This is a genomic window from Amycolatopsis iheyensis (genome assembly GCF_024703995.1).
In the GTDB taxonomy this organism is placed as follows: Bacteria; Actinomycetota; Actinomycetes; order Mycobacteriales; family Pseudonocardiaceae; genus Amycolatopsis; species Amycolatopsis iheyensis.
This window is the reverse complement of record NZ_JAMXQV010000001.1, coordinates 572174-598328: the sequence shown is the minus strand read 5'-3', so window position 1 is coordinate 598328 and position 26155 is coordinate 572174. Positions and strand designations below refer to the sequence as shown.

The following is a 26155-nucleotide window of genomic DNA, read 5'->3' as shown; positions in this document are numbered from 1 at the left end:
TCGCCTTTTGTCCAAGAAATTTCCAAGATCTGTCAACTTTTCATTTCCCGAGATCGAACCGTTGCCGATAAATCCTGTCACAATGGTCGCGAGCGGTAACGCCGCAAATGGCTGATGAGACTTCGAACGTGGCAACGTACTCAGTGAAGGGCGAGCACACCATGGCTGTCACCTGCTGGTCCGGGCAGCGCGCCGCGAGGACCGCGGACCGGTTGCGGCGGCCGGTTCGGCCATGATCCTCGAATTCCCCGCCGAACACCCCGTCCTCGAAGACCTCTCGCTGGAAGCGCTGCCTCCCGCGCCCGCGCCGGTCCTGATGCCGAGCGCGCCACCGCCTCCCGAGCCGGCGCCGGCGCGCCCGAAGCCGAACGAAGCACCCCAGTTCAAGACGGCGGCCGGGATCATCGCGGCGGCCGTCGTCGTCACCATCGTCCTGGTCGTCACCATCGTCGCGACCACCAAACGCACGCCGCCCGGCGGAACCGGCGACGTCGCCGCTCCCGGCACGACGACCTCGGTCGAGACCGCGACGGCAGCCGACCCGACGACGACCACCGCTGAGGCGACGACCGAAGATTCGGCCCGCAGTCTGCTCGAAGCCGAGGTCGCCCAAGATCGCCCGCAGGTCGAAGCGCTCGTCGAGTCCTGGGTGCCCCAGCTCTCCTCGAAGCGGCTCGGCCTCGTCGCGGACGGGACCAGCTACGACAACCGGGCGATCTGGGCGAACTTCACGAACCTGCGGGCGCAGCACCCCGGCGCGCTCCTGCTGTGGTCCGGCGACTACAGCAGCTTCCGCCAGCCGGACTTCTGGGTCACGGTCGTGCCGCAGTCCTACGGCAGCGGAGAGGCCGCGAACAGCTGGTGCGACAGCACCGGAATCGGCAAAGACGACTGCTACGCGAAACGCATCACCCACACCGGCGGATCCGCGGGCAGCACCGTCCTCCGGAAATAACGGCCGCCGATTTCCCGGCAAGAAACGGAGCGAGTGTCCGGTGACCCAGGTCTTCCTCAGTTATCGCACCACTGACGAGCCCTTCGCCGTGGCTTTTCTCGACCACGAGCTGACGCGCGAGTTCGGCCCGGGCGCGGTGTTCTTCGCCTCCCGGTCGATCGACCTCGGCGCCGACTGGGAACCGGCGATGTTCGCGGCCGTGACCGCCTCCGACGCCGTCCTGGTGATCATCGGGCCGCGCTGGCTGACGGCGGCCGACAAGAACGGCCGGCGACGTCTCGACGACCCGGACGACTTCGTCCGCCGGGAAGTCGAGCTGGGGCTCCGGCTGAACAAGCAGGTCATCCCGGTGCACCTCGAACGCCGCCACCCGCTCGACCGCACCACGCTGCCGGAACCCCTGTGGGACCTCGCCGCCAAGCAGAGCACGGTCGTCGCGTTCCGCAACAGCGAACCCGACATCGGACGGCTCGTCACCCGGTTGCGCCGGCAGATCCCGGGGCTCCGCCCGGCGCGGCCCGCCACCAGCCCGGCGAACGACCACAGCACGCACAACACGGTTCACGGCCCGGTCCACGGCACCGTCTTCCAGACCGGCAAGCAGATCGGGGGCATCTTCTTCGGTGGCCCGCCCGCCGGCACCTGACCGATCTCCACGCCTGCGTGAAGCCAGAGGAGTGACCGCATGGTCGACGAAAAGCCGCCCAGCCCACCGGACAAGCCGCCTGCCCAGCCCCCGCCCGCGGCCGCGGGAACGCCCGCCGCGCCCAAACCCGGCGAGAGCCCGGCGGCCAAGACCGAAGAGAAGCCCGACGACAAGGCGCAGGCCCGGCAGCCGGACGCCGAGCGAGACTCGGCGGTGCGGAACCTCCAGGCCGAGGCCGCCAAGCTGTCCCAGACCGAGATGGGCCGGTACCTCGCCCGCGGGATCACCCAGTTCAACGCCGAGACGATCACCATCTTCGCGGGTCCCTCCGAGGAAGCACCCGCCGACGGGCAGCGGTCCAGGCGCCGGCCGGGGCGGCTGCGCTACACCGAGCGGGACCTCGAAGAGGCGACGACGTCGTTCGTCGAACCGCCCGGCTTCCGGGACGAGCTGGACCTGCTCGCCGACCGGAACCTGGTCGTCCTGGCCGGCCCCGTCCACACCGGCAAGCGGACCCGGGCCCTGCAGCTGCTCAAGACGAGCATGCGGGACGCCGGCCTCGACCAGGCCGTCGAGGAGGTCCCCGCGTCGGTGCTCACCAACCCGATGTGGCGGGTCCCGCGCAAGGACACCGGGTTCGTCGTGTTCGACGAACCAGGCCGCAAGGACGCCTTCACCGCCGCCAAGATCAGCGAGGAGTGGCTGCGGAACACCGCGCAACGGCTGCACGAAGCGAACAGCTACCTGGTCGTGGTGACCGGCCCGCCGGCCGGATCGCTCGCCGAGGCCCCCAACCGCGCCGAGTTCGTCCTGGACGAGTGGGAGCTGCCCGACTCCGTCGAGATCCTGCAGCGCCGCCTGCGCGACACGGTGCCGTCCGAAGCCGACGAGCTGATCGAGCGGCTCGCCGGCACCGAGCTGCCCGAAGTGCTCGCCGAGCGGGACAACCCCGCGTTCGCGGTCCGCGCGGCGACGGAGGTGCTCGAGAGCCATCGAGCCGGCCGCAGTCTCGAAGAGACCGCGGCGAAGCTGGGCAACGCCGAAGGCCTGGTGCACGAATGGCTCAGCCGCGACCCGGAAGCGAAGGACCTCTCGCTGGTGGTGGCCACCGCGGTGCTGGACGACACCGGGTACCTCAAGGTGGCGGACGCGGCGGTTTCGCTCTACCAGCGGCTCAGCGGCGGCGGCAACGCGCCGATCTCCTTGCGGTACACCCAACGGCTGCTGGCCGACCACACCTGGCTCCAGCTCGTGCCCGCCGAGGACCGGCGGCGCGCCCCGGTGATCCGGTTCCGGCACCCGCGGGTCCGGCCGGCGGTGCTCGGCATCGTCTGGTGCGGCTACGACGGGGCCCGCGCCAAGATCCTCGACTGGCTCAAGGAGCTGGCCACCCACGCCGACGTCGAAGTCCGCGCGGGGGCCGCGCAGGCCATCGGGGTCCTGGCGCAGCAGGACTTCCAGCACGGCGTGCACGAGTACCTGCAGCCGTGGGGGCGGGAGAGCTCGACGCTGCTGCGGCAGACGGCGGCACAGGGGTTGAACGTCGCCGGCGCGCTCGGGGACGAGCAGACGGCCTGGTCGGTGCTCGAGGACTGGGCGTCGGCCGCGTACTCCGAGAACACGGAAAACCTGTGCACCACAGCGGCTCTCGCGGCCGGTGGCCCCCTCGGCATCCGGAAACCGTGGCGGGCACTCGGCGTGCTGCGCGATTTCGTCGTCTGCGAGGGCAAGTGGGACGTGCTGTGGGCGGTGGCCGCCAGCGCCCGCGCCGTCTTCGGCGCCGGTCGCGGCCGTGAGGTGCTGGAAGCGCTGTACGAGTGGACGGAGCCGGGCACCGAGACGGACACGCTCGTCAAGGCCCTGCTCGTGTTCACCTGCGTCGTCCAGCCCGACACCGACGAAAGCTGGCCGGTGGTGCTGCGCACGGCGGACGAGAACCGCGACCTCGTGTCCCTGATGTGGAGCCGGGCGATGGCGAACCGGTTCGTCCGCGAGGCGGCTCTCGACGGACTGCGTGCCTGGGTGCGGCGGGCCGACGACCACCCGGACGACCACGCGGTCGTGCTCGGGCTCGTCGCGGACATCTCGGACGAGAGCCCGGGCGACAAGAACCGCGTCCGCCACGCGCTCAGCCAGTGGGCGCAGGACCGTTACCGGCCTTCGGTCGCCGCGGCGACGTTCTACGACTTGATGGACGAGGCGGAAGAAGAGGTGTCATGAACCTGACCTACAACCCGATTCTCGGGCGCACCGAGGTGGCCCGGCGCTGGTTCCGCTCGGCGTCGCCGTCGCCCGAGCTGGGCACGGCACACGTGCTCATCCGCACGGCGGCGGAGCCGATCGTGGTGTGGCACGGGCACCCCGGCCCGGTCGAACGGCTCGGTGAGCACCGCCGGTACGTGATCGACGTCGCCAACCACCGCCTCTCGTTCACGGTGCGGGCGGCGAGCGCCGAGGCGGTGTTCCCGTTCGCGGTGCGGGTGGACCTGGCGTGCCGGGTGCTCAACCCGCTCACCATCGCGCGGGACAACGTCCAGGACATGACCGCGGCGCTGCTCCCCTCGCTCTCCCGCGAGATCCGGGACACCGCGGCCCGGTTCGCGGTGCTACGCCCCACGGACGCGGCGCGGGCGATCGAGATGCGCCTGAGCTCGGCCCACCCGTCTCCGGACGTGGAGCTCGGCGGGTACTCGGTCACGGTGGAGCCGGTGAACACGCAGGGCGTGGTCGAGGCCAAGCAGGAGCTGGGCGTCCAGGAGCTGCGGCGCAAGGAGATGCGGGACGTCTCGCACGGCAGCCCGGAGGAGCAGATCGCCCAGCTGCTCGCCACGAACAACGGCGACGTCCGCGAGGTGCTCGAGTACCTGAGCAGCGAACGCAACACCGAAGCCGAGATCAAGCTCAAGGCGCTGCAGATCGCGATGGGCGGGAACCTGGAGGACATGGACGTCGCCGAGGTGCACCGCACCGCGTTCGGCAACCTGTTCGGCGGGAAGCACACCGGCTTCGACGGCAAGCGGGAGAGCATGCGCGAACGCGTCGAGCGGCGGACGAAGGCGGCCATCGAAAGCCGTCCGGTCGTTTCCGAGGCGGCCGAGCCGGCTTCGAACGACAAGCCGGCGGGAGCCCTGCCGGACAACGCACCGGCGGACAAGGCACCGGCGGACAAGGCGCCGTCCGCGGCCAACGGGTCGTCCGGTGCCGAGCCGTCCGGCGACGCCTGACCACGGGAGCGACGTAAATCGCCTGGTCAGGCCCGTTCCCGTCCGCTGGTGGCCCGGCCGGGGGCACCCCCGTTCGACCAGCCCCTGCCGGCGAGCTGCCGCAGGGGCTGGTTCACGTCCACGGCGGAACGCGGCATTCGCATAATCCGAGTCACCCGGAATTCGGCTTGTCACCCATTCGTGGTGATCGGCAAGCGGCTATCCTCCCATTCGCGCGAAGCGTCCGGCATCGAATAGGCCGGGGTGCCGTCGCGGACTGGGGTCGCCGGGATTCGCCGGCTGCGTGAAGGGGGTCGTGCCATGCTGAACGGACCACGGGTGGATCTCACCGAATTCATCAGCGGGCTGATCGGACCGGGACGAGGTCAGGACGCCTACGAACGCGGTGACTACACGGCGGCCGCTCATCAGTTCGAAGCCATCGCGCGAGCCACCGCGGAACGGGAATCGGCGGCCTATTACGGACTCGCCGCGCGGTGCTGGATTCGCTGCGAAAAGAAGGACCACGCGGTGCGGGTGTTGCGAATGGCCCGCGGCGAAGCGGACGTGCTGGCCCCCTTGATCGTTTTCCAGCTCGGCCTGCAGGGGGACGAAAACTCCCCGCTCTCCGGGCCGCGGACGGTGTCCCGGGACACCGAACAGCGCCTGGCCTACGAAGCCCTCGTGGAGGCCGGGCACCACGACTTCGGCCCCCGGGCGACCGTCAACCTCGCCGCGCTGGAATACCGGATGGGGAACCGGGCCCTCGCGCAGCAGCTTTTCGAACGGGCACTCGCCGGCACCTCCCGCATCGCGCGCGTTCAGGCGGCTTACAACTTGGGCGCCTTGGCGGACGAACGCGGACACCGCGCACAGGCGAGACGCTATTACCTGAGAGCGGTTTTCTCGGGCGGCGACCGCGGCTTTTCCCAGCGCGCCTTGCGCAAGCTCGTCCGGAAACCGGCGAACCGGCGGAAGTAACCGGGAGAACTCCGCCCGACTCGGACATTTCCCACGAGAGCGGACCGGCGGAGGTCGTCGCAGCCCGGCCGTGGCCGGCTGTCCCGTGCTCGACGCCCCGGGCGGCCGCGGCCACCCCCGCACGTACCACGAACTGTGACCACCGCCACTGCGGCCGGCGCCACCACCCCCTACGCCCGGCGGTTCCCGCGGGGGCTGATCGTCGGGCATAATGGAACACTGCGTCCGCGATAGGGAGGCTGGTCGACGTGCGGTCAACCGATTCAGAGGTCCCCACGGAATTGCTCGATCTCACCCGTGTTTCCCTGCGGGACCTTCCCACGCTCCGCACCCCGTCGCTGAACACGGCAATCAGAAAAGTGTTCGACCACTCGAAAAACATCGACGTCGACGAGGTGCAGGGGCAGATTTCCTCCTGATCCGGGCGAATGAGCCCGCGGCTGGAATTCGCAGCAGAAGGAGCACGCACCGGATGCAGGCCGAACTACTCCGGCACCAGCTGCCACTGCCGTTCTTCGCCCAGCTCTCCGCCGGGCCGGCGTCGCCGGCGGTCCTCGGGCGGCTGCGGGCCGGGCAGCTCAGCCGGCGGAAGCTGCAGCTGCGTGCGCTGACGGAGTTGCTCGACCTCGAGCCCGACGCCGGCGAAGGGCCGGAAACCCCGGCGCACGCCTGGTCCGTGCTGGTCACCGCGGAGCGCCGGCACCCCGAAATCGTCGAAGAGCTGCTGCTGCACCCATCGGCCGGGGTGTGGCTGACCCGCACGCTCCGGACGCTGTCCGGCGCCGCCGTCGACAGCACGCCGCTGAGAACCGACCTCGGCTACCTCTCCTCGATCGCCGCCGCGGCGGCCCTGCGCTGCGGCGTGGCCTGCACCATCAGCGTCCCGGTCGTGCACGGCGTGGCCACTTTCCCGACGGTCGGCCAGGCGAAACCGCCGTCGAGCCTGCCGGTCGGCAGCGCGAACCTCGAAGTGACGCCGGGCGGAACGGGCACCTTGCGCGCACGCTCGGCGATCACCTTCTCGCCGGCTGAGGCGAGCCCCGGGTTCGTCCCGGTCAACCGGCACACCGTCGAGTCGGGCGGGCTCCGGCTGTCGGTGGAGATCGACGACCGGGGGCCGTACCGGACCTTTTCGACGCCGATCGCCCCGCGGCCACTCGATCCGCTCGAATACGCCGAATGGACCAAGCTGCTCGACGAGGCCTGGCAGATCCTCACGTCGGACCACCGCGGGTTCGCCCGGGAACTGTCGAGCGGAATGACGACTCTCGTGCCGCTCGAAAACGACGCTTCGTTCGCCGGCGCGTCTTCGTCCGTCGCGTTCGGGGCGATCGCGATGACCGCCAAGTTTTCCGCGGTCGATCTGGCGGAAGCACTCGTCCACGAATTGCAGCATTCGAAGCTGAACGCCCTTTTCGACCTAGTCGAACTGCTGGACCCGGATTTCGGCGAGCTCCTGCACGCGCCATGGCGCGAAGATCCACGCCCCGCGAGCGGGCTCCTGCACGGCATCTTCGCCTTCGTGACCGCCGTGGAGTTCTGGCGGGTCCGGCTCGCGAAGGACGAGGACGACAGCCGGTACGCCCAGTTCCACTACGCCCAGCGGCGTCGGCAGGTCCGGCACACGGCCACCGTGCTGCTGGGTTCCCGGGCGCTGACCGGGCTGGGCCGCAGCTTCGTCGAATCGCTGTCCGACCGGCTCGCCGCGGCCGAAGGGGCGCCGGTCGCCGCCGAGATCCAGGACGCGGTGACCATGGTGGCCGACGAGCAGCTGGCCACCTGGCGCCTGCGGCACCTGCGTCCCGACGACGACTGGGTGAGCGCCGCCGCCGAGGCCTGGCTGGCGGGCGAAGAGCCGCCGCGGGCCGGTCCCGCGTCTGTCACGCCGTGGCGGCGGTCGCTGACCGGGTCCGCCCGCGTCGACCTGGTGAAGCTGCGGCACCTGGGCTACCCGGTGCGGCCCGCCCGCCGGCGCGAGCTTTCCGCGGCGGATCTGGCGTACGTGCACGGCGAGTGGCACGAGGCCCAAACCGCGTACGTGACGACGATCCGCGCGACACCCCAGGACGACCAGGCGTGGCTCGGCCTGGGCCTCGCCGCGGCGATCGGGCCCGGCGGGCACCGGAACGCGATGCTGACGGCGCCGCACCTGGTGCTGGCCGTGCGGGACCGGCTGCTGAGCCGGAACCACCCTTGCGATCGGCCGGTGGAGCTGGTCGCGTGGCTGGGCCGCGCCTGAGTCCGTCGGATCAAGTCGGCTCGCCGCGACCGAACCACACCACCCGGGCCCGCCGGGTGGAGTCGGCCGCTGGGCGTGGCTGGGCTGCGCCTGCCGGGTGAGGCCGGCGCGCTGGGCGTGGCCGAACCACACCACCCGGCCCACCGGGTCAGCGGCGAACGCGGGCAAAGAGTCGGCCCGACGAACGCGACCGGACCGCACAGCCCGCCAACCGAACCGCGGACCCGGCAAGGTCAACCCACCGCGACCGGCCGAACCACACCACCCGGGCCCGCCGCTCAGCGACGGACCCGGGCGAACCAGCTCAGAGCTGCATGGTGTCGGTGTCGCAGTTGGCCCGCTCCGACTTGACCGCCGCGGCAACAGCCTGGTGCCGGTCGCCGAGGGCCTTGCGCAGACCGGCCAGGGTGTTCGTGTGGAGGATTGCCGCTTCGTCGTCGCGGCCCATTGCGCGCAGGTCGATCGACAGGTTCACCGCGATCGCCAGCGTGGCCGGGTGGTCCTTGCCGAGCACCCGCCCGGACCGCTCCAGGTTGGCGACGTCGAGCTCGTGCGCCCGGGTCGTGTCCCCGAGGGCCGCGAAGTCGCTCGCCAGGTTGGTGACGCACACCATCGTGGACGGGTGGTCGTCGCCGAACACCTTGCGCAGCGCGGCCGCCGACCGGTCGTCGAGGTCCCTGGCCTGCTCGACGTGGCCCATCAGCCGCAGCGTGATGCCCAGGTTGATCGCCGCCACCAGGGTGAACGGGTGCTCCTCGCCGTGGGTTTCGACGAACAGCCGGTGGCTCGACTCGCCGAGCTTGCGGGCCTCGGTCAGGTCGCCGAGGTGCCGCAGGTCGGCCGCCATGCACGTCTCCGACGTGATGGTGTCCAGGTGCTCGTCGCCGTGGCGGCGCCGGTAGCGCTCGACGCACTCCTTGGACAGAACGAACGCGCCGTCGTGGTCACCCGCCTTGCGCCGGGCGACCGCCAGGTTGCGCATCGCGCCGATCGTGCGGGGGTGGTCGGCGCCGACGACCTCGCGCTGCCGGATCAACGTCTCTTCCTGCAGCTGGCACGCTTCGACGTACTGACCGCACTCGCGCAGGTCCATCGCCAGCGCGTTCAGGGTCATGAAGGTGTCGATGTGCTCCTCGCCGAGCACGATCTTCTTGCGCCGCCAGACGTCTTCGTCGATGTCCTTGGCCTGGAAGAACCGGCCCACGAGCCGCAGCGTGCTCGCGAGGTTGTTGCCCGCGGCCAGTGTCGCCGGGTCGTCCTCGCCGAGGACCCGCCGCGAGCGCTCGAGGATGTCCTCGCCCATCTCCAGCTCGCGGTCGAACCGGCCGAGTGACCGCATGTCCTGGCGCACGGTGTTGGCCACGCTGAGGAAGAGCTCGTTCTCCTCCCCCAGCGTCTCCTTCACCAGCTGGTAGGTCCGGCTGTTGAGCTCCCGCGCCTCCTCCATGCGGCCGAGCCGCCAGAGGGAGACACCCTGCAACCGGGCCATCGACAGCGTGTCGGGGTCGCTCTCGCCGAACATGGCCTGCCACTTGGTCAACGCCTGCTTCGACGTCTCGCGGGCCTGTTCGTAGTCGCCGTAGCTGACGAGGTAGCGGACCAGGTTGACCATCATCCGGCGGACCCACGCGTCGGACTGGCACTCCATCATCCGCGACACCATCGCGTGCGGGAGCAGCTCCGAGTAGGTCTTCCAGTTGGCCGAGTTCTCCGGGTCGTTCGGGTCGCCGTGCACCAGCAGGATGTGCACGGCGTGCCGCAGCTCGTCCTGCTCGGCCTCGTTCAGCTGGTTCTTCAGCACGGTCTGGACCAGCCGGTGCAGCTGGAGGGTGTTGCTGCGGTGGTCCAGCCGCGCCAGGCTGTACCGGCTGATTTCGCGGATCGCGAGGTTGAGCCGGATCGGCTGGCTGAGCGCGTTGCCGAGGTCCTCGGGCACGGGTGCGTTGCGGACCGCCGTGAACAGGCTGCGGGAAATCGGCTCGGGGCCGAAGAACGCGCAGACCTGGAGCAGCTGCAGCGCCGCGGGGTGCGACGCGCGGAGCTTCGCCAGCGGGACGTTCCACGCCGCGGCCACCGAACGCTGGTAGTCCGAGGAGACCTCGAACTCGGTCAGCTCGGCCAGGTTCTGGTCCAGCAGCTGGAGGTATTCGACGACCGGCATGCCCGTCTGCGCCCGCCAGGCCGCGGCCTGCTCGATGGCCAGCGGCAGGTCGCCGAGCGCTTCGGCGAGCTCGTTGGCGTCTTCTTCGGTGATTTCCCCGCCGGCCCGCCGGAGCAGTTCCTTGCTTTCTTCGCGGGTGAAGAGGTCGACCTCGACCGTCCGGGCGACACCGGACCACTGCGAGTTCCGCGAAGTGACGACGATGTGCCCGGTGTGCCCGGAAATGGCCGGGAAGAACGGGCTCACGACGTCCGGGCGGTCCGCGTTGTCGAACACCAGCAGCCAGCGCCCGTACGGTTCGCCCTTGCGCAGTGCTTCGAGCACGCTCGGCACCGCCGCGTCCGCCGTGCCGGGGACCTGCAGCCCGAGGCGCTTGGCCAGTTCGACGAGGCTGCTCGAAATCTGGGACGTGTGCTCGGCCGGGATCCACCAGATCACGTCGTACTCGGTGGCGTGCCGGTAGATGTATTCGACGACCGTCTGGGACTTGCCGACACCGCCCATGCCGTGCAGTGCCTCGGGTAGCACCGCCGTCGCCCCGCCGGCCTGCACGAGCCGGTCCCGGAGCTGCTCCAGGAGGTCGACGCGGCCGACGAAGTCGGGGTTGCGCAACGGGATCGTTCCCCAGATCTGCGGCCGTACCCGCGGCTGCGGACCCGCGGCCGAAATCGGCGAAGCAGGAGTGGTCACGGCGTCGTCTCCTCCGGAAGGGGCGGTGGTACCCGCGGGTTCACCCGGCGAAGTGCGGGTGTCGGTCGTGGTCAAGTTCTGGTCCTCGCGATCGTGGCGGCCGTTCTGAATTGATCCAGAAACAGTGTTTCGCACCACAGTAGAGCCTGGGCCCGAAGGCGCAAGATCCGCCTCGAGCTTCTTCGCGCGCCGCGCGTAGCGGCCCGAGAGCGCCCGGAAAACCGCTTCCTGAACGCGCAGGTAAGGCAGGTTTTCCGGCGATGCCTCAAGTCGGGACGTCGCGTCCGGATCGTCGACGGCGTCGCGGTAGTTCCGCAACGCGGCGATGCGGGCGCCCGCGTAGTTGCCGAGAACACGCGCGACGCGCACGGTCGTGTCCCGCCGTTCACCCGAAAGGAGCTCCGCCCGAATTCCGTCGCGGAATTCGAACGTCACTTCGGAGGGATCCGCGGAATCGGCGTTGCGCGAAACCCGCTGGAGCAAGCCGCCGAGCAGGACTTCGGCCAGCGCCGGCAGGCCGGAGCCCGGCAGGAGCACCCGCTGGACCAGCCGCATGATCGGCAGGTTCAGCGGCGCGGCGGCGAGCAGGCCGGCCAGCTGGAACGCCTGGGCGGAGGCGTAGGTCCGGAAGCGGAGCACCTGGCTGCGCGGGGTCAGCTCCTCCGGCGGCTCGGCGGGACCGCCGGCCGCCAGCCGCTTGCGGTGGTCGCGGTGCGCGAGCACCGCCGTCGTTTCGATCGTGGTCGCCGTCGAAACGAGCTTCGCCCAGTCGCCGAGCCAGGATTCGGACAACGTCAGCACGGGCACCGGGACCGCGCCCTCGGCCACCGCCGGCGCGACGTCGCCGCCCGCCTCGCGGGGTCGCACGCGCAGCCGCCGGTTGGGCACGCCGGGCGCTGTCGCCGACAGCCGGAGCCGGCTGGGCGAAAGCCCGCCCCATGTCCACAGCCGTTGCGGCAGCATGTGCGCGACCGCCACCGGCATCTGCTCCGACCAGCGCGCCAGCATCTCGTGGGCCACGCCGTCGTGCCAGTTCGCGCCGATCGCGTCGGTCAGCACGATGACCATCCGGCGGCCGGTGGGGTCGGCCAGGTCCCGGGCGCGGTAAGCGGCGCCGCCGGGCCCTTCCGCGCGCAGCACGGGATCGCCGGTCGACGGCGCCGAGCTGTCCAGCAGGTGCACCCGGACGTCCCGGAAGGCGCCCTGCCGGCGCGCGAGGTTCCGGAACTCGCCGACCGTGTGCTGCCAGATCTCCATGGACGGCGCGGTGTCCACCACCAGCGACAGCTCGAAGCGGTGCCACCGGTCGGGTTTCCACACCGGCAACCACAGACCGTCGTCGGCCGCTTGGACCGCGGTCCGCTCTTCGTCGAGCACAGTGGCCCACGGCGAAGGCGAAGCCCGCATCAGCGGCCGCAGCGCCCGGCTGATCTCCCGGGCGTGCGGCAACGCGGGCGCGGTCGGCCAGTTCAGCGGCGCCGCCTCGCGGCCGTCGTCGGCCGTCACCCCTGCGGCGCGGACGAACCGGGTGGGCCCCGGCAGCCAGTCCTGCCAGCCGAGCGGCGGCACGTCGGCCTCCGCCAGGTCGCCGGGTTCGGGCCGGACAGCGCCGGCCGGCTCGTCGGTCGCGGGGCGATCGGACCCGGGCGGCGGCTGGTCCGCGTCGTCGAGCACCGGCTTCTTCTTCGCCGGCTTCGGGGGCTTGGCGGGTTTGGCGGGTTCCCTGGCCGAGCGCGGCGTCCCGAGCCGGGTGGCCAGCCACAGGACGTCACGCAGCTCCCGGAACGTCAGGTCGCGGCTGCGCAGGGAAGGCTCGGGGGTTCCGGGCGCCGGCGGCTCGTCGGCGGGCGTGGTCATTCCGACTCCAGCGACGACAGCGGGTGCCAGATCGCCTCGAGCAGGTCCTTCCAGTCGTCGTCGGTCTGGTACGCGCCGGACGTCGCGAGCCGCGCGGCGAGGTGGACCGCGTTCAGCAGCTGGTCGGACGCCAGGCCGCCGACGCGTTCGCTGCGCTCGAGGAACTGGTCGATGATCAGCCGGATGTCGAGGCCGTCGGTGTCGCCGAACTGGGCCGCCACCATCAGGCCCAGTTGCTCGAACGTCGGCGGGCGCATTTCCAACCGCAGGCACCGGCGCAGGAAAGCGGGCGGGAACTCCCGTTCGCCATTGCTCGTGAGAATGACGATCGGAAACGCGTTCGGCCGGACCCGGCCGTCTTTCACGGTCGCCGATCCGCCGCGATCGTGCGTGAGCACCGTGACTTCCGGCTGCTGTTTCGCGAGCCGCACGAGTTCCGCGATTTCGTATTCGCCGTCCTCGAAGACGTTGAGCAGATCGTTCGGCAGGTCGATATCGCTCTTGTCCAGTTCGTCGATCAGCAGGACGCGCGGTTTTTCGAACGGCAGCAATGCGGTGCCGAGCGGGCCGAGGCGGATGTAGTCCCCGATGTTCGTCCGTTCGGCGAGGTGCGCGCCCGCGGCCTGGACGCGGCCGATGGCGTCGTAGAGGTAGAGGCCGTCCTTGAGCGTGGACCGGCTCGAAATCGGCCATTTCAGCACCGGGCCGAGCCCCAGTTCGGTGGCCACCAGATAGGCCAGGCTCGACTTCCCGGTGCCCGGGCGGCCGGTCACGAGCAACGGCCGGCGCAGGTGGATCGCCGCGTTGACCATGGCGACTTCCTGCTGGTCCGCGACGCGCGGCTGGGCGCGCAGCCGCCCGATGCGGCGGCTGCCGTCACCGCCGTCGTCGTCCGGGCGGGTGACCGGGCCCTCGCCGTCGAACTCGCGCCAGGGCGGCGGGCTCGGCAGCGAAACCGCCGCCGGGTCCGCCGGGAGCCCGGTGCCGCGGTAGACCCGCCAGTCTTCGGCCTCGTTCGCCGATTCGGCATTCGTCATGCGGTGGGCACCGCCTCGGGCGCGGCCGGGCGCTGGGGCACGACGATGCGTTCCGGATCGTCGTAGAGAATCGCCAGCCTGCTGCCGACGTGGGTGCCCTCCGGTCCTTCGGCGAAAGCGGACAGCCTGATCAGCCGCAGGCGCTCCAGCAGGTGGTGCGGGTCCTCGGCGTGCAATAACTCTTTCACGGTGTGGGAAAATTCCTCCGAACGGCAGTCTTCACGATGCCAGACCATGATGGGAAACCCCGCGCGGAGCCCGACCGCGATTTCGTCGCTTTCCACGGTGAACGGCCGGGGCGGCTCGCTCAGCACGAAGGCGACGAGGTTCGGTCTCGCTTCGAAACGGGACGTGAGTTCACGCAGGTTCCGCGTCTCGCCGCGCAGGCTCCAGAACCCGGAGTCGAGCGCGATCGGGCCGCCGCCACCCGCCTGTGCCTTGAGCTCCTTCCACCGGACGAACCAGGCGCGGTGCCACTTGCGCGCCTTCATGCGTTCCAGACTGCGCACGCCCAGCGGGAAATGGCAACCGAGTGGTTCGGGCATCGTCGTGTCCGCCTCCCACTGCCACTGGTCGACGTCCAAATGGAGCAGGTCCCGCGAAAGGATGAAGTCCAGCCGGATGTCCGGGTCGTAGGGCGCCCATTCTCCTTCGACCTGTTCGGCCAGCACGGCGACCTGGTACTTCACCTCGTCGAACCGGCCGACGAAGTCGCGGCCGCGCTCCGGGAACCAGCCTCCGGAAACGTCGAGCTGGCGCCAGTGCGAGAGCCGGTAGCGATCACCTGTCGGCCCTTCGGGCTGCAAGAGGAAAACCAGGTACGCCTCGGCTCGCGGCTTCGGCGGATCGACCGATCGGGCCACTCCCTTGACCCGGCCGCGAAACGCGCGGAGCTCGGCGGTCAGGTTCATCCGATCGGTTTTGTCCTCGACCCAGCGGCGGATCTCGGAAGCCAGGTCGAACCGGACGCGGGCCGCGATCAGTTCGACGAACATCAGGCTCTTCGGCAACCCGTCCGGGCCGGCGTTCAGCGTCTCGAGGCGCAGGAACGCTTCCTCGAGCGACGCTTCGGGCGGCAACGGCAGCGCGCCGTCGCCACCGACCAGGCCGTGCAGCTCCGCGACGTCGGCGACCGCGACCCCGGACAGCAGGCCGAACAGCTGCCGCCGTTCCTCGGCCGACCAGCCTTCCAGCGAGCTCATGTCGCCGATGAGCTGCCGCACGGACGTCATCGCGATGGTGCCCGGCTCGATTTTCTCGAGCACGGCCAGCAGGGCGGTCAACCCGTCCGGCCGCTGGCGGCACGCCTCCACGATTGCGAACAAATGGAGGTTCGTCTGCGGGTATTCGGTAACCGGCAACGAATAGCCGAGTTCGTCGGAAAGGATCTGGAGCACGAGCCGCCTGCTGTTCAGATCGACCAGGCACGAGACCCGGTGCAATGCTTCGACGAGTGACCACAGGACACCCCCACCCGGTGCCTCACCCGCCATCGCAAGCCCTCCGCCGCACTATGGGGACAGGCCGACCATGGTAGCGAGGTTCGGTAACGGCTCATAGCGCGGACAACGCATCCGACCGGGCGAACCCGGAAATCGTCGCTGACCAGCGACGATTCACCGGTTCGGGGCAATACGCCGAATGCGTGACGGCCTTTGTCCGCTCCCATTCCCCGCGTGGATGATCATTTTCCGGACTCGGCGGACAACGCTTCGAATGCGCTGTCGACCGCGGGGCCAGGGCCGTTGGGTCGGTGCCCACGGACCGGGCTGTGCGCCCTCGTTCCTGTCGAAAGGCTGTGAATCGGACAGACCCGGCACTCTCCGCGACGCTCGCGCGTTGTCCGGGCAGGGAGAACGGAGGAACCATGGGTGCGTTGGGGACACTGCTCGGCTTCGCGCTGAGCCTCTACCTGCTCGTGCTGATCGCGCGGATGGTGCTCGACTGGGTCGGGATGCTGGCCGACAGCCCGCCGTGGGCGCGGCGCGCCCGCAGCCTCGCCTACTCGGCCACCGAGCCGGTGATCGGGCCGGTGCGGCGCGTGGTGCGACCGGTGCGGATCGGCGGGATCTCGCTCGACCTGGCCTTCACGCTGGTCTTCATCGGGGTCGTCGTGCTGCGTGGGATCGTCTTCGCCCTCTAGGCGCGGAAGCCAGCGGACAGCCGGTCGATGCCGCGTTCGAGCTCCGCGCGCACGCCGCGCAGGTCGATGCCGTCGGGGTCGACGAGCGCCTGGATCGAGATCCCGCGCAGCTGGGCGAGCAGCGCCGAGGCGTAGGCGTCCGCGTCGCGGACACCGGTGATGGTCCCGTCCGCGACGCCGCTGGCCACGGTCTGCGCGATGGCGAACCGGAACCGGCGGTCGGCCTCGGTCAGCGCGCCGCGCATGGCCGAGCTTTCGGCCGCCGCGTCGCCCCAGAGCGCCAGGAACGCCTGGTTGAGCGTCGGCATCGTCTCGATGAGCTCGAAGATGATGTCGAGCAGGGCGCGCAGCATGTCCATCGGCGTCGCGGTCGCCGCGCCGGTGCGGGCCGCGACCGCTTCGCTGTAGGCGTTGGTGAACTCCTCGACGGCGTGCTCGACGAGCCGCTGCCCGAGCCCGTCCTTGTCGCCGAAGTGCTGGTAGATCACCGATCGCGCGTAGCCGGAGCGGGCGCAGACGCTGCCGAGCTTCAGCCGGCCGAAGCCGTCCTCGGCGATGAGGTGCGCGGCGGCGTTGAGGATGCGCGCCTCGACGTGCTCGTCGCCATCCTGCTGGATCCGGCCTGCGGCGGACTGGTCCACCGCGTCATGCTAACCACTCGAAACCCCCACCACCGGCCGAACGGTCAGCGAACCGTGCGAGAACCGTCAGCGCCGCCGCGCAGTCTCGGGTCAGCCACCACCGACCCGAGAGGAACCTCCGATGACCGCCAAGACCGTGCTCGTGTCCGGAGCCAGCATCGCCGGCCCTTCCGCGGCCTACTGGCTGCACCGCCACGGCTACCGCGTGACCGTCGTCGAAACCGCGCCCGAGCTGCGGCCCGGCGGCCAGGCCGTCGACTTCCGCGGCGAGCAGGTGAAGCTCCTGCGGGCCATGGGCGTCCTCGACGACATCCGGCGGCACGAGACCGCCATGGGCGACCAGACCGTGCTCGGCCTCGACACGCGCCCGGCGCTGACCGTGCCCGGCGCCGCCTGGAGCGGCGAGGTCGAGATCCTGCGCGGCGACCTCGCGCGGATCCTCTACGACCACACGAAGGACTACACCGAATACGTCTTCGGCGACCGCGTCACGAGCCTCACCGAGACCGCGGACGGCGTCGAGGTCACCTTCCGCCGCGGCGCGCCGCGCAAGTTCGACCTGGTCGTCGGGGCCGACGGCGTGCACTCCGGGGTGCGGGCCGCCGCCTTCGGACCCGAAGAAGACTTCCGGCACGACCTCGGTTTCGGCATCGCCGGGTTCACCGCGCCCAACCACCTCGGCCTCGACCACACCAGCGTCATGTACAACGAGCCGGGCCGCGGCCTGACCGTGGGCAGCCACCGGCTGCCGGACAAGCTGCACGTCGCGCTGGTCTTCGCGGCCGACGGCGTCGAGTTCCGCCGCCGCGGCGCCGACGAGCAGCGCGCCTTGGTCGCGCAGCTGTTCGCGGACACCGGCTGGGAGACCCCGCGGCTGCTCCAGGCCTTGCCGGCGGCGGACGACCTCTACGTCGACTCGATCAGCCAGATCCACCTCGACCGCTGGTCGACGGGCCGGGTCGTGCTGCTCGGCGACGCCGCGTGGTGCGCGGGGCCGGGCGGGTCCGGCACCGGGCTCGCGATGATGGGCGCCCAGGTGCTGGCCGGCGAGCTCGCCGCGGCCGGCGGCGACCACGTCACGGCGTTCGCGAAGTACGAACAGCGGCTGCTCAAGCCGGCCACCGTCGGGCAGAAGAACGGCAAGGGCTCGGGCAACTTCCTCGCGCCGCGCACGGCCGCGAAGATCCGCAGCCGCAACCGCGCCTACAAGATGATCAGCACGCGACTGTTCGGCCGGGTGTTCAGCTGGATGACCGACCGGGCGGCCAACGCGCTGGAGTACCGCGAGTACCCGGCGCTGACCGCCGCGTGAGGCTAAGATCTTCGTCTCATCGGGGGACTCGGGTGGCGGCCCGGCGTGACGTGCGTCACTCTTGACGCCATGTCAATACGCCGGGCCCCGGAAACCGCGGTCAGGACGGCGCTCGCCGGGCTGACCGTGCTGACCCTGGCCGTGGTCACGGCGCTCAACGTCCGCGCGCTGCCGGTGATCGGCGACGGCACGACGTACTCCGCGGAGTTCACCGAGGCGGCCGGCGTGTTCGAGGGCAACGACGTCCGCGTCGCCGGGGTCGAGGTCGGCCGGGTTTCGGACGTGCGCCTGAGCGGCGACCACGTGCTGATTTCGTTCCGGGTCAAGGGCGCCTGGCTCGGCGACACGACCGGCGCGGCGATCCGGCTGAAGACCGTGCTCGGCCAGAAGTACCTCGCGCTCGACCCGCAGGGGAATGGGACGCTCGACCCGGTAAAGCCGATCCCGCGGTCGCGCACCACCGTTCCCTACGACATCCTCGAAGCGTTCGGGCAGCTTTCGTCCACTGTGGACAAGATCGACACCGCGCGGCTGGCGAAGAGCTTCGACACGCTGTCGGCGACGCTGGCGAACACCCCGCAGAGCGTCCGCGCCGCTCTGACCGGGTTGTCCCGGCTCTCCGACACGCTCGCCACGCGCGACAGTCAGCTCGCCACCTTGCTCGGCAACACGCGGGTTGTCTCGCAGACGCTCGTCGACCGCGACGCCGCCGTCCAACGGCTCCTGACCGACGGGAACCAGCTCCTGGCCGAGGTGAGCGACCGCGAACAGGCGATCACCAGCCTGCTCGACGGCTCGCGGCGCCTCGCCACCGAGCTGTCCGGGCTGATCGACGACAACACCGCCCAGGTCGGCCCGCTGCTCACCCAGCTCGACCAGCTGACCTCGATGCTGCAGCGCAACCAGAACTCCCTCGCGGACGGGATCCGGAAGTTCGCGCCGTTCATCCGGCTGGGGGTCAACATCGCCGGCAACGGCCGGTGGATCGACGGCTACCTGTGCGGCCTGCTCCTGCCGTCGTTCGGCCCGCTCAACGAGGAAGGCTGCCACGGCTGAGCCGCGCGTGGCATGCTCGCGCCATGCGATACCTGCTCCTGCTGTGCGGCGACGAAACCGCCGCGGCGGCGGCCGGGCCGGAGATGGCGCGGCGCTGTCACGGTTGGGCGGAAGAGGCCGAGCGCCAGGGCGTCCGGCAGGCCGGCACGGGCCTGGCCCCGCCCGCCGAAGCGAAGACGATCCGGGTGCGGGACGGCGAAGTGCTGCTGACCGACGGCCCGTTCGCCGAGACCAAGGAGCAGATCGGCGGCTACAACGTCCTCGAGTGCGCGGACCGCTCGACGGCCGTCGAGGTCGCTTCGCGGCACCCGTGGGCCGAGGTCGGCACGCTCGAGCTGCGCGAGATCCCGGACGTTCCGTGATCTCCACCGTCAGGACAGGATGAGCCGGAACCCCGCGTCCCACTCCGGAAGGTCGAGCAGCTCCGCGTGCTCGGCTTGCCAGCGACCGGAGTCCAGATCCGCCCGCAGCCGCGCGATCCCCCGGTCGACCGCGACCGGAGACGTCTGCGCCAGCGCCGAGCACGACTGCCGCACCGCCGGATCCAGATAGGCCTCCGGCCGGCGCCAGTACGCCGGGAAGACGCCGTCGGTGAAGTCCCACGGCACCGGCAGCTCGATCACTGAAGACGCGCCCAGGAAGGCCGCGATTTCCGGCGCCGACGGACGCGCGGACTCCAGCGCCGCGACCTCCGGCACGTACTCCCGCACGAGCCAGAAGTCGTTGTGCAGTGCGGTGTCGTAGGCCAGGACGACCTGGCGGGCCGACACCCGGCGCAGCTCGTCGAGGCCGCGACGCCAGTCACCCCAGTGGTGCACCGTCAGGACGGCCAACGCGGCGTCGAACGCCGAAGCGGCGAACGGCAGCGCCTCCGCGACCGCCCGCACGACCGGCGCCGCGCCGGGACGCCGTTGCCGGATCATCTCCGCCGACGGCTCCACCGCGACGACCCGCCGGCCGGGCGGCTCGTAGGACCCCGTCCCGGAGCCGACGTCGAGCACGGACCCCGCGGTGCCCAGCGCGTCGAGCACCGGGGTCAGCCAGCGCGGGTCGGTGCGCCTGCCCAGCGCGTAGCCGACGCCGATCTCGTCGTAGCGCGTCATCAGCGCTCGGGACCGTCGCCGCCGTTCTGCTCGGCCAGGAACCGCTCGAACTGCGAGCCCAGCTCCTCGGCCGTCGGCATGTGCTCCACCGATTCCGCCAGCAGCGAACCGCGCTCGGAGGCCTCGATGAACGTGTCGTACTGCCGCTCCAGCGCGCGGACGACGTCGGCGACCTCGTCGGACTCGGCGACCTGCCGGTTGATCTCGGCGTCGGCCAGCTCGGCCGCCGCGCGCAGCTCGCCCTCGGCCAGGCTCAGCCCGGTCGAGCGGCCCAGCGCGTCGAGCACCACCAGCGACGCGGCCGGGTACGTCGACTGCGCGAGGTAGTGGGGCACGTGCGCGGCGAACCCGAGCGCGTCGTGGCCCCATTCGCCGAGCCGGTACTCCAGCAGCGCGGCGACGCTGCCCGGCACCTGCAGCCGGTTGGGCAGCGGCTGGTGCTCGCCGACGAGGTCCTTGCGGGTGGCGTGCGCGGTGACGCCGAGCGGGCGCGTGTGCGGTGCGCCCATCGGGATGCCGTGGAAGCCGGCGGTCAGCCGGACACCCCAGCGTTCGACGAGGTTGCGGACCGCGGCGCAGAACCGCTCCCAGTCGTGGTCCGGCTCCGGGCCGGAAAGCAGCAGGTACGGCGTGTCGTCGGTGTCGTGCAGCAGGTGCACCACCAGCTCCGGCGCGTCGTAGTCCTCCCAGTGGTCGACCGCGTAGGTCATCGTCGGGCGCCGCGAGCGGTAGTCGATGAGCCGGTCGACGTCGAAGCGGGCGACCACCCGGTGGTCACCGCCCAGGAGGTGCTCCGCCAGCAGACGGCCCGTCGAGCCGGCGTCCATGAACCCTTCGAAGTGGTGCAGCAGCACCGCCCCCGTCAGGTCGGGGACGTCCGAGTCCACCTCGTACAGGTCGTCGGGATCGAATCCCACCGGATCCTCCAGCTTTCCGACACGTATGTGAATCCTTCAAGCACAACACACCCCGACGGCGAATCCATTCCTCCGACGGTGTGGCCGATCGTAACGGCTCGCGATCGAAGCCGGACCGGATCGGCATCGTGACACTTGTCGTGGGCGGACAAGCCGCCGATCGGGCACGCTTGAGGCGTGAGCGAACACAGCACGAACACAGTGGCGTTGCGGTTGCGGCCGCCCGCGCACCGGGTCAGCCGCCGGGCCATCGGCTACTGGACGGCGACCGCCGCGATCCTCTGGGTCGTGCTGATCGGGATCCAGTCGGTCATCGTCGCGACCAGCGACGACGCGCCGGCGTTCCTCACCGTGACGCTGGTGGTCTCCTGCGTGCTCGGGCCGCTGCACCTCGTCGTGATGCCGCAGTGGCGCTACCGCGTGCACCGCTGGGAGGTCACCGGCGAAGCCGTCTACACGCAGGCGGGCTGGCTGAAGCAGCAGTGGCGGATCGCGCCGGTCTCGCGGATCCAGACCGTCGACATCGAGCGCGACCCCTTCGAGCAGCTCTTCGGGCTGGCGAAGATCACCGTGACCACGGCGTCCGCGGCGGGCCCGCTGCGCATCTCGGGACTCGCCCACGACCACGCGCTGGCGCTGGCCGACGAGCTGACGAAGACGACCCAGGCGGTCCGAGGGGACGCGACGTGAGCAGCCCCCAAGCCGTCGTGACCTCGCCCGGCGAAGGCACGCAGGACGCGCCGTGGCACCACCTCGACCGGCGCATGCTGCTCATCCGGCCGGTGCTGGACCTGGTGCGGTCGCTGCCGGTGCTGCTGGGCGCGCTGCTGTTCGGCCACGGCGAGCCGTGGCAGTGGATCGGCCTGGTCTTCACCGCGATCGCCGTGTTCACGGGTGTCTCGCACGTGCTGACCTCGCGCTACCGGATCACCGCGACGCAGGTCGAGTGGCACACCGGGGTGCTGCTGCGCAAGCAGCGGGCCATCCCCCGCGACCGGATCCGCACGGTCGACGTCACCTCCGAGCCGAAGCACCGCCTGTTCTCCCTGGCCGCGGCGCGGATCGGCACCGGGCGGCACTCGCACGGCAAGGGGCCGGGCAAGGACGAGCTGGTCCTCGACGCCGTCACCGTCACGGAGGCGCAGCGGCTGCGGACCCTTCTGCTGCACCGCAAGGCGGAAGTGGTCTCGGAGGAGGCCGCCGCGCCGCCCGAGCAGCTCGTCGCCGCCGTGGACAAGAAGTGGCTGCGGTACGCGCCGTTCACGCTGTCCGGGCTGGCGGTGGTCGGCGCCGCCGTCGGCACCGTCTACCACTTCGCGCACGAACTGCACTTCGACCCGGTCCAGTTCTCGCTGGTCCGCACGGTCGTCGGGCACTTCGCCGACACCCCGACCTGGCTGAGCCTGGTGCTGGCCGCCGCCGGGTTGCTGGTGCTCGTCTCGCTGCTGTCGGTCGGCGGGTACGTGCTGTCGTTCTGGAACTTCCGGCTCACCCGCGAACCCGCGGGCACGCTGCACATCCGGCGCGGGCTGATCACGACCCGCTCGGTGTCGATCGAAGAGGACCGGCTGCGCGGTGTGGAGATCCGCGAACCGCTGCCGCTGCGGCTGGCCGGCGGCGCCCGCTGCGTCGCCATCGCCGGCGGCCTGCGCGAGGGCAAGGGCGCGGACAAGAGCGGCGGGCTGCTGCTCCCGCCCGCGCCACTGGCGAAGGCGCACGAAGTCGTCGCGGAGGTCCTCGGCGAAGACCCGGTCGCGACGCCGCTGACGCGGCACCCGCGCCGGGCGTTGTACCGCCGGATCTCCCGCGCGGTCACCGGGGTGCTGCTCCTGGCTGCCGCGCTTTACGGCCTGGCGTGGCTCGGCGCGCTGCCGGACTGGCCGTGGCAGGTCGCGCTGGTGCTGCTGCCCTTCGCCGCGCTCGTCGGCTGGGACCGTTACCGCGGCCTGGGCCACGCGTTGACCGGCCGCTACCTGGTGACCCGCTCGGGTTCGCTGGACCGCGGCACGGCGGCCGTCCGCTGCGACGGGATGACCGGCGTCGTCGTCGAGCGCTCGTACTTCCAGCGCCGGGCCGGGCTGGTCACGATCATCGCGCCGGTCGCCGCGGGCAAGGGGCACTACCGGGTCCTGGACGTCGGCGAGTCCGCCGGGCTCGCGCTCGCCGACCAGGCCGTGCCCGGTCTGCTGACGCCGTTCCTGACCGGTCAGCGGGACCGCGGTTGACGCCTGACCCGCGCCGCTCGTAGCGTGAAATCCGCCGTCCGAACGTAGCTGCCCATCACGTTCGTCGAGAGGACGGCAGGAATGTTCCGGAAGCTCCTTGGTGTGCTGGCCGCGGGAATCGTCGTGGCTTCGGGGTTCGCCCCGGCCGCGCAGGCGGCGGACAACCCTTACGGTGACCCGAATCTGGTGCCGATGTTCGACGGCACGTCGTTGAGCGCTTGGACGTCGTCCAAGGCCGGCTTGTGGTCGGCGAAGAACGGCGTCATCCACGGGAATGGCACCGCGCGCGGCTGGTTGTACTACACCAAACAGCAGGTCGGCACGTTTCGGTGGATATTCAATGTCCGGCAGGTCAAGGGCAACCACAAACCGACCGTGCTGATCTGGGGCACCACCGACCCGATCCGCGACGCGCTGAGCGCCATCCAGTTCCAGCCGCCGAACGGCGGCCACTGGGACTACCGGCCGGGCCACAACGACGGCGGCGGGAAACTGTTCACCCAGCTGCCGCACAGCACCATCGACATCAAGAAGTGGGCGCAGTGCGAGCTGATCGGCAACGCGACCACCGGCGTCGCCCGGATGGCGTGCTGCCCGCTCACCGGAACGGCCGTGACCTGCAAGGGCGTCGAAGTGCTGCGGTTCACCGACCGGACCGCCGGCCGCGTCGGCCCGCTCGCGCTGCAGGTGCACAACTCCGGGATCCAGGACGAGTACCGCGGGCTCTACGTCGAGTCACCGGTCGTGACGAAACCGGACGAGTTCCTCACGCTGTGACCCGCGATTCCGCTCGAATGGCGGAATGCTGGCCTTCCTTTCACGCAACGTGCTAATTTATTCACCCCGTGTGATAGCGAAGGTCGTTTTTGTCTCACCGAGAGGTCATGATGACGCCTGCCGTCAGTGCCGTCGACGGTTCCGCCACCACTTCCCCGCGCCGCACTCCCGGAGCCAGCAGTTCCCGGAAGGTCCTCCAGCTGCTGCTCGCCTTTTCCGAAAGACGCTGGGAAGCCAGCGTGGCCGAGCTCGCCGCGACGATCGGCACCCCGGTCGCGACGACCTACCGCTACGTCGCACTGCTGAAGGAGCTGCAGCTGCTCGAGGAGGGCCGCGCCGGGCACTACCACCTGACGAGCCAGGTGATGCCGCTGGCGCGGGCCGCCCAGCTGGCGAACGACCTCGTCCGGCTCGCGAAGCCCGCCATGGAAGAGGCGGCTCGCGAGCTCGGCGAGACGGTGATGCTGTTCCAGCAGTTCGGCGACGCCGCCGTGTGCGCCGACCGCGTCGAGTGCGACCGCGCCATGCGGTTCACCTTCGAACCGGGGCATTCGCTGCCGCTCGGCCTCGGCGCGTCCGGGAAGATGCTGCTCGCGCTGCTGCCCGAGATCGAACGCGACCGGCGGCTGCAGCCGATCGTCGAGCAGCGCGGCCCCATCGTGCGGGACGAGCTGAAGCACGCGCTGGAGAACCGGTATTCGGTCAGCTCCGGGGAGATCGACGAGGGTGTCTGGGCGTGTTCGGTGCCGGTGCTCGCCTACGGCAGGCGGCCGACGGTGCTGACCATGGCCGGCCCGGCGGCCCGGATCACCGATGAGGCGCGGGACGGCGCGATCACCGCCCTGCAGGAGTACGCGATCCGCATCCAGCGCACGATTTCGTCTTATTCGCTGTGAAAACCGCGCGCGGGCGCGTACGAATGCGTTCGTGATCCGGCTCGCGCGCCCCGACGACCTGCCCGCGTTGCTCGACATCGAGCGCGAAGCGGGTGAGACCTTCCGCGCGCTCGACATGGCGGCGATCGCGGACGACGACCCGGGCTCGGTGGCGGAGCTGGCGGTGTACCAGGCCGACGGGCGCGCCTGGGTCGACGTCGACGACACCGACCGGCCGGTGGCGTACCTCATCGCCGAGGTCGTCGACGGGCACGCGCACGTCGAGCAGGTCTCGGTGCGGCCTTCGCACGCGCGACGCGGGATCGGCGGCGCGTTGATCGACACGCTCGCCGAGTGGGCGGCTTCTCGCGGGTTGCGGGCCCTGACGCTGACGACGTTCGCGGCCGTGCCGTGGAACGCGCCGTACTACGAGCGGCTGCGGTTCCGTGTCCTGGCGGACGTCGAGCTCGGCGCCGGGCTGCGGGCGATCCGCCGCGCGGAGGCCGCCCGCGGCCTGGACGCCTGGCCGCGGGTGGCGATGATCCGGCCACTCTGAGTGGCTCTCACCTGCGCGGGGGATCCGGTGGCGCAGCCTGTCGAACATGTGTTCTACTGTGCTCGCCGGCCTCGGAGGGGGAAGCTCCTGGGCCGGCCCACAGACTTCGGGAGGTTGATGTGGCGGTCAAGATCACCCACCTGACGAACGGCCAGCAGGTGCGGTTCGCCAACGCCGACGGCGCCCGCCGGTACGCCGAGATCATGGGCGGCGGCGTGGACAAGTGGCGGTTCACGGTCGTCCCGGTCGCCGTCGAGGACCCGATGGCGCGAAAAATGTCGGACTCGGTCGTTAACGTGCCCGTATGGCGCATGACTTCCAGGTAGTGGTGGACACAGCCGACCCGCATGTGCTCGCGGACTGGTGGGCGGAGACGCTCGGCTGGCCGGTGGAGCCGACCGACGAGGACTTCGTCCGCGAGATGGTCGCGAAGGGGTACGCGAAGGAGGAAGAGACCCGGACGTATGGCGGGAAGCTCGTGTGGCGCACGGGAGCGGCGATCCGCCACCCGGACTCGCCACCGGAGGGTCCACCCCGGCGCGTCCTGTTCCAGGAGGTCCCGGAGCCGAAGACGGTGAAGAACCGCCTCCACCTCGACGTGTGGGTGGGCGCGGACAACGTCGAGGCAACGCTGGAAAAGCTCAAGTCCCGCGGGGCAACGTACTTGTGGCGCGGCCGGCAGGGCCCGCACAGCTGGGTGACGATGGCCGACCCGGAGGGCAACGAGTTCTGCATCTCATGAGCCGAACCCAGTGAGTTCCGGCTCGAATCACGCGAGTTC

24 protein-coding genes are annotated in these 26155 nt (G+C 70.8%); 18 read left to right on the top strand and 6 right to left on the bottom strand.

Annotated elements, in window-relative coordinates:
- Positions 1–232: 232 nt before the first annotated feature.
- The 7 genes from M8542_RS02925 (at position 233) to M8542_RS02895 (ending at position 8024) form a co-directional block, all read left to right on the top strand.
- Entirely contained in the window at positions 233–955 is a 723-nt protein-coding gene (locus tag M8542_RS02925; RefSeq protein WP_257918387.1) for a zinc ribbon domain-containing protein, read from the top strand.
- 40 nt (positions 956–995) lie between these two features.
- Positions 996–1601, top strand: coding sequence for a toll/interleukin-1 receptor domain-containing protein (locus tag M8542_RS02920; protein ID WP_257918386.1), 606 nt, complete (start codon positions 996–998; stop codon positions 1599–1601).
- A gap of 39 nt (positions 1602–1640) precedes the next feature.
- The gene (locus tag M8542_RS02915) at positions 1641–3821 is read left to right on the top strand and encodes a hypothetical protein (RefSeq protein ID WP_257918385.1); all 2181 of its coding nucleotides are present in this window, start codon (positions 1641–1643) and stop codon (positions 3819–3821) included.
- Entirely contained in the window at positions 3818–4825 is a 1008-nt protein-coding gene (locus tag M8542_RS02910) for a hypothetical protein (RefSeq protein WP_257918384.1), read from the top strand. Before M8542_RS02915 ends, M8542_RS02910 begins: the two co-directional genes overlap by 4 nt.
- A gap of 318 nt (positions 4826–5143) precedes the next feature.
- Positions 5144–5785, top strand: coding sequence for a tetratricopeptide repeat protein (locus tag M8542_RS02905; RefSeq protein ID WP_257918383.1), 642 nt, complete (start codon positions 5144–5146; stop codon positions 5783–5785).
- 248 nt (positions 5786–6033) lie between these two features.
- Positions 6034–6204, top strand: a complete 171-nt coding sequence (locus M8542_RS02900; protein WP_257918382.1) for a hypothetical protein — start codon at positions 6034–6036, stop codon at positions 6202–6204.
- 53 nt (positions 6205–6257) lie between these two features.
- Positions 6258–8024: an HEXXH motif domain-containing protein gene (locus tag M8542_RS02895; RefSeq protein ID WP_257918381.1), complete on the top strand. Its 1767-nt coding sequence runs from the start codon at positions 6258–6260 to the stop codon at positions 8022–8024.
- A 304-nt stretch (positions 8025–8328) separates the two neighbouring features.
- Here the strand turns inward: M8542_RS02895 and fxsT are convergent, their stop codons facing one another.
- From fxsT to M8542_RS02880, 3 genes are read right to left on the bottom strand one after another with little or no spacing between them, the layout of a single operon-like run.
- Positions 8329–12732 (bottom strand): FxSxx-COOH system tetratricopeptide repeat protein, encoded by a 4404-nt coding sequence (gene fxsT / locus M8542_RS02890; protein WP_257918380.1) that lies wholly within the window; start codon positions 12730–12732, stop codon positions 8329–8331.
- Complete coding sequence (locus M8542_RS02885; RefSeq protein WP_257918379.1) at positions 12729–13769, bottom strand: AAA family ATPase; 1041 nt, start codon at positions 13767–13769, stop codon at positions 12729–12731. The genes fxsT and M8542_RS02885 overlap by 4 nt, the downstream gene beginning before the upstream one ends.
- Complete coding sequence (locus M8542_RS02880; protein WP_257918378.1) at positions 13766–15262, bottom strand: VMAP-C domain-containing protein; 1497 nt, start codon at positions 15260–15262, stop codon at positions 13766–13768. Before M8542_RS02880 ends, M8542_RS02885 begins: the two co-directional genes overlap by 4 nt.
- Before the next feature lie 374 nt (positions 15263–15636).
- On the opposite strand from M8542_RS02880, the gene M8542_RS02875 reads away from it, so the two are divergent.
- Entirely contained in the window at positions 15637–15912 is a 276-nt protein-coding gene (locus tag M8542_RS02875; protein WP_257918377.1) for a YggT family protein, read from the top strand.
- Here M8542_RS02875 and M8542_RS50235 read toward each other — a convergent pair.
- On the bottom strand, positions 15909–16553 hold the full coding sequence (locus M8542_RS50235) for a TetR/AcrR family transcriptional regulator (RefSeq protein WP_257918376.1): 645 nt from the start codon (positions 16551–16553) through the stop codon (positions 15909–15911). The two genes, M8542_RS02875 and M8542_RS50235, sit on opposite strands and share 4 nt — an antisense overlap.
- Positions 16554–16674: 121 nt before the next feature.
- On the opposite strand from M8542_RS50235, the gene M8542_RS02865 reads away from it, so the two are divergent.
- The 3 genes from M8542_RS02865 to M8542_RS02855 all read left to right on the top strand — a co-directional run bounded on the left by M8542_RS02865 (position 16675) and on the right by M8542_RS02855 (position 19283).
- Positions 16675–17865 (top strand): FAD-dependent monooxygenase, encoded by a 1191-nt coding sequence (locus tag M8542_RS02865; protein WP_257918375.1) that lies wholly within the window; start codon positions 16675–16677, stop codon positions 17863–17865.
- 69 nt (positions 17866–17934) lie between these two features.
- Positions 17935–18921 carry an MCE family protein gene (locus M8542_RS02860; RefSeq protein WP_257918374.1) on the top strand — a complete coding sequence of 329 codons (987 nt, stop codon included), beginning with the start codon at positions 17935–17937 and terminating at the stop codon, positions 18919–18921.
- Positions 18922–18944: 23 nt separating this feature from the next.
- A complete protein-coding gene (locus M8542_RS02855) occupies positions 18945–19283 on the top strand; it encodes a YciI family protein (RefSeq protein ID WP_257918373.1) in 339 nt (112 codons plus the stop codon).
- A gap of 9 nt (positions 19284–19292) precedes the next feature.
- Here M8542_RS02855 and M8542_RS02850 read toward each other — a convergent pair whose 3' ends face one another.
- Together M8542_RS02850 and M8542_RS02845 are read right to left on the bottom strand one after the other, a co-directional pair.
- A complete protein-coding gene (locus M8542_RS02850) occupies positions 19293–20024 on the bottom strand; it encodes a class I SAM-dependent methyltransferase (protein WP_257918372.1) in 732 nt (243 codons plus the stop codon).
- Positions 20024–20941, bottom strand: a complete 918-nt coding sequence (locus M8542_RS02845) for a proteasome assembly chaperone family protein (protein ID WP_257918371.1) — start codon at positions 20939–20941, stop codon at positions 20024–20026. Before M8542_RS02845 ends, M8542_RS02850 begins: the two co-directional genes overlap by 1 nt.
- Positions 20942–21118: 177 nt before the next feature.
- On the opposite strand from M8542_RS02845, the gene M8542_RS02840 reads away from it, so the two are divergent.
- The 7 genes from M8542_RS02840 to M8542_RS02810 all read left to right on the top strand — a co-directional run bounded on the left by M8542_RS02840 (position 21119) and on the right by M8542_RS02810 (position 26116).
- Positions 21119–21631: a PH domain-containing protein gene (locus tag M8542_RS02840; protein WP_257918370.1), complete on the top strand. Its 513-nt coding sequence runs from the start codon at positions 21119–21121 to the stop codon at positions 21629–21631.
- Between the two features lie 74 nt (positions 21632–21705).
- Entirely contained in the window at positions 21706–23166 is a 1461-nt protein-coding gene (locus M8542_RS02835) for a PH domain-containing protein (protein ID WP_257918570.1), read from the top strand.
- An 81-nt stretch (positions 23167–23247) separates the two neighbouring features.
- On the top strand, positions 23248–23943 hold the full coding sequence (locus M8542_RS02830) for a 3-keto-alpha-glucoside-1,2-lyase-like domain-containing protein (protein ID WP_257918369.1): 696 nt from the start codon (positions 23248–23250) through the stop codon (positions 23941–23943).
- 110 nt (positions 23944–24053) lie between these two features.
- A complete protein-coding gene (locus M8542_RS02825; RefSeq protein WP_308210234.1) occupies positions 24054–24839 on the top strand; it encodes an IclR family transcriptional regulator in 786 nt (261 codons plus the stop codon).
- 31 nt (positions 24840–24870) lie between these two features.
- Positions 24871–25374: a GNAT family N-acetyltransferase gene (locus tag M8542_RS02820; RefSeq protein WP_257918367.1), complete on the top strand. Its 504-nt coding sequence runs from the start codon at positions 24871–24873 to the stop codon at positions 25372–25374.
- A 119-nt stretch (positions 25375–25493) separates the two neighbouring features.
- Positions 25494–25700, top strand: a complete 207-nt coding sequence (locus M8542_RS02815) for a hypothetical protein (protein WP_257918366.1) — start codon at positions 25494–25496, stop codon at positions 25698–25700.
- Entirely contained in the window at positions 25700–26116 is a 417-nt protein-coding gene (locus M8542_RS02810; RefSeq protein ID WP_308210233.1) for a VOC family protein, read from the top strand. Before M8542_RS02815 ends, M8542_RS02810 begins: the two co-directional genes overlap by 1 nt.
- Positions 26117–26155 lie beyond the last annotated feature (39 nt).

Coding starts and splice junctions, on each gene's coding strand:
- M8542_RS02925 (WP_257918387.1), top strand. CDS start 233: ATGATCCTCGAATTCCCCGCCGAACACCCCGTCCTCGAAGACCTCTCG.
- M8542_RS02915 (WP_257918385.1), top strand. CDS start 1,641: ATGGTCGACGAAAAGCCGCCCAGCCCACCGGACAAGCCGCCTGCCCAG.
- M8542_RS02910 (WP_257918384.1), top strand. CDS start 3,818: ATGAACCTGACCTACAACCCGATTCTCGGGCGCACCGAGGTGGCCCGG.
- M8542_RS02895 (WP_257918381.1), top strand. CDS start 6,258: ATGCAGGCCGAACTACTCCGGCACCAGCTGCCACTGCCGTTCTTCGCC.
- fxsT (WP_257918380.1), bottom strand. CDS start 12,732: ATGACCACGCCCGCCGACGAGCCGCCGGCGCCCGGAACCCCCGAGCCT.
- M8542_RS02885 (WP_257918379.1), bottom strand. CDS start 13,769: ATGACGAATGCCGAATCGGCGAACGAGGCCGAAGACTGGCGGGTCTAC.
- M8542_RS02880 (WP_257918378.1), bottom strand. CDS start 15,262: ATGGCGGGTGAGGCACCGGGTGGGGGTGTCCTGTGGTCACTCGTCGAA.
- M8542_RS02875 (WP_257918377.1), top strand. CDS start 15,637: ATGGGTGCGTTGGGGACACTGCTCGGCTTCGCGCTGAGCCTCTACCTG.
- M8542_RS02865 (WP_257918375.1), top strand. CDS start 16,675: ATGACCGCCAAGACCGTGCTCGTGTCCGGAGCCAGCATCGCCGGCCCT.
- M8542_RS02860 (WP_257918374.1), top strand. CDS start 17,935: ATGTCAATACGCCGGGCCCCGGAAACCGCGGTCAGGACGGCGCTCGCC.
- M8542_RS02855 (WP_257918373.1), top strand. CDS start 18,945: ATGCGATACCTGCTCCTGCTGTGCGGCGACGAAACCGCCGCGGCGGCG.
- M8542_RS02850 (WP_257918372.1), bottom strand. CDS start 20,024: ATGACGCGCTACGACGAGATCGGCGTCGGCTACGCGCTGGGCAGGCGC.
- M8542_RS02835 (WP_257918570.1), top strand. CDS start 21,706: ATGCTGCTCATCCGGCCGGTGCTGGACCTGGTGCGGTCGCTGCCGGTG.
- M8542_RS02830 (WP_257918369.1), top strand. CDS start 23,248: ATGTTCCGGAAGCTCCTTGGTGTGCTGGCCGCGGGAATCGTCGTGGCT.
- M8542_RS02825 (WP_308210234.1), top strand. CDS start 24,054: ATGACGCCTGCCGTCAGTGCCGTCGACGGTTCCGCCACCACTTCCCCG.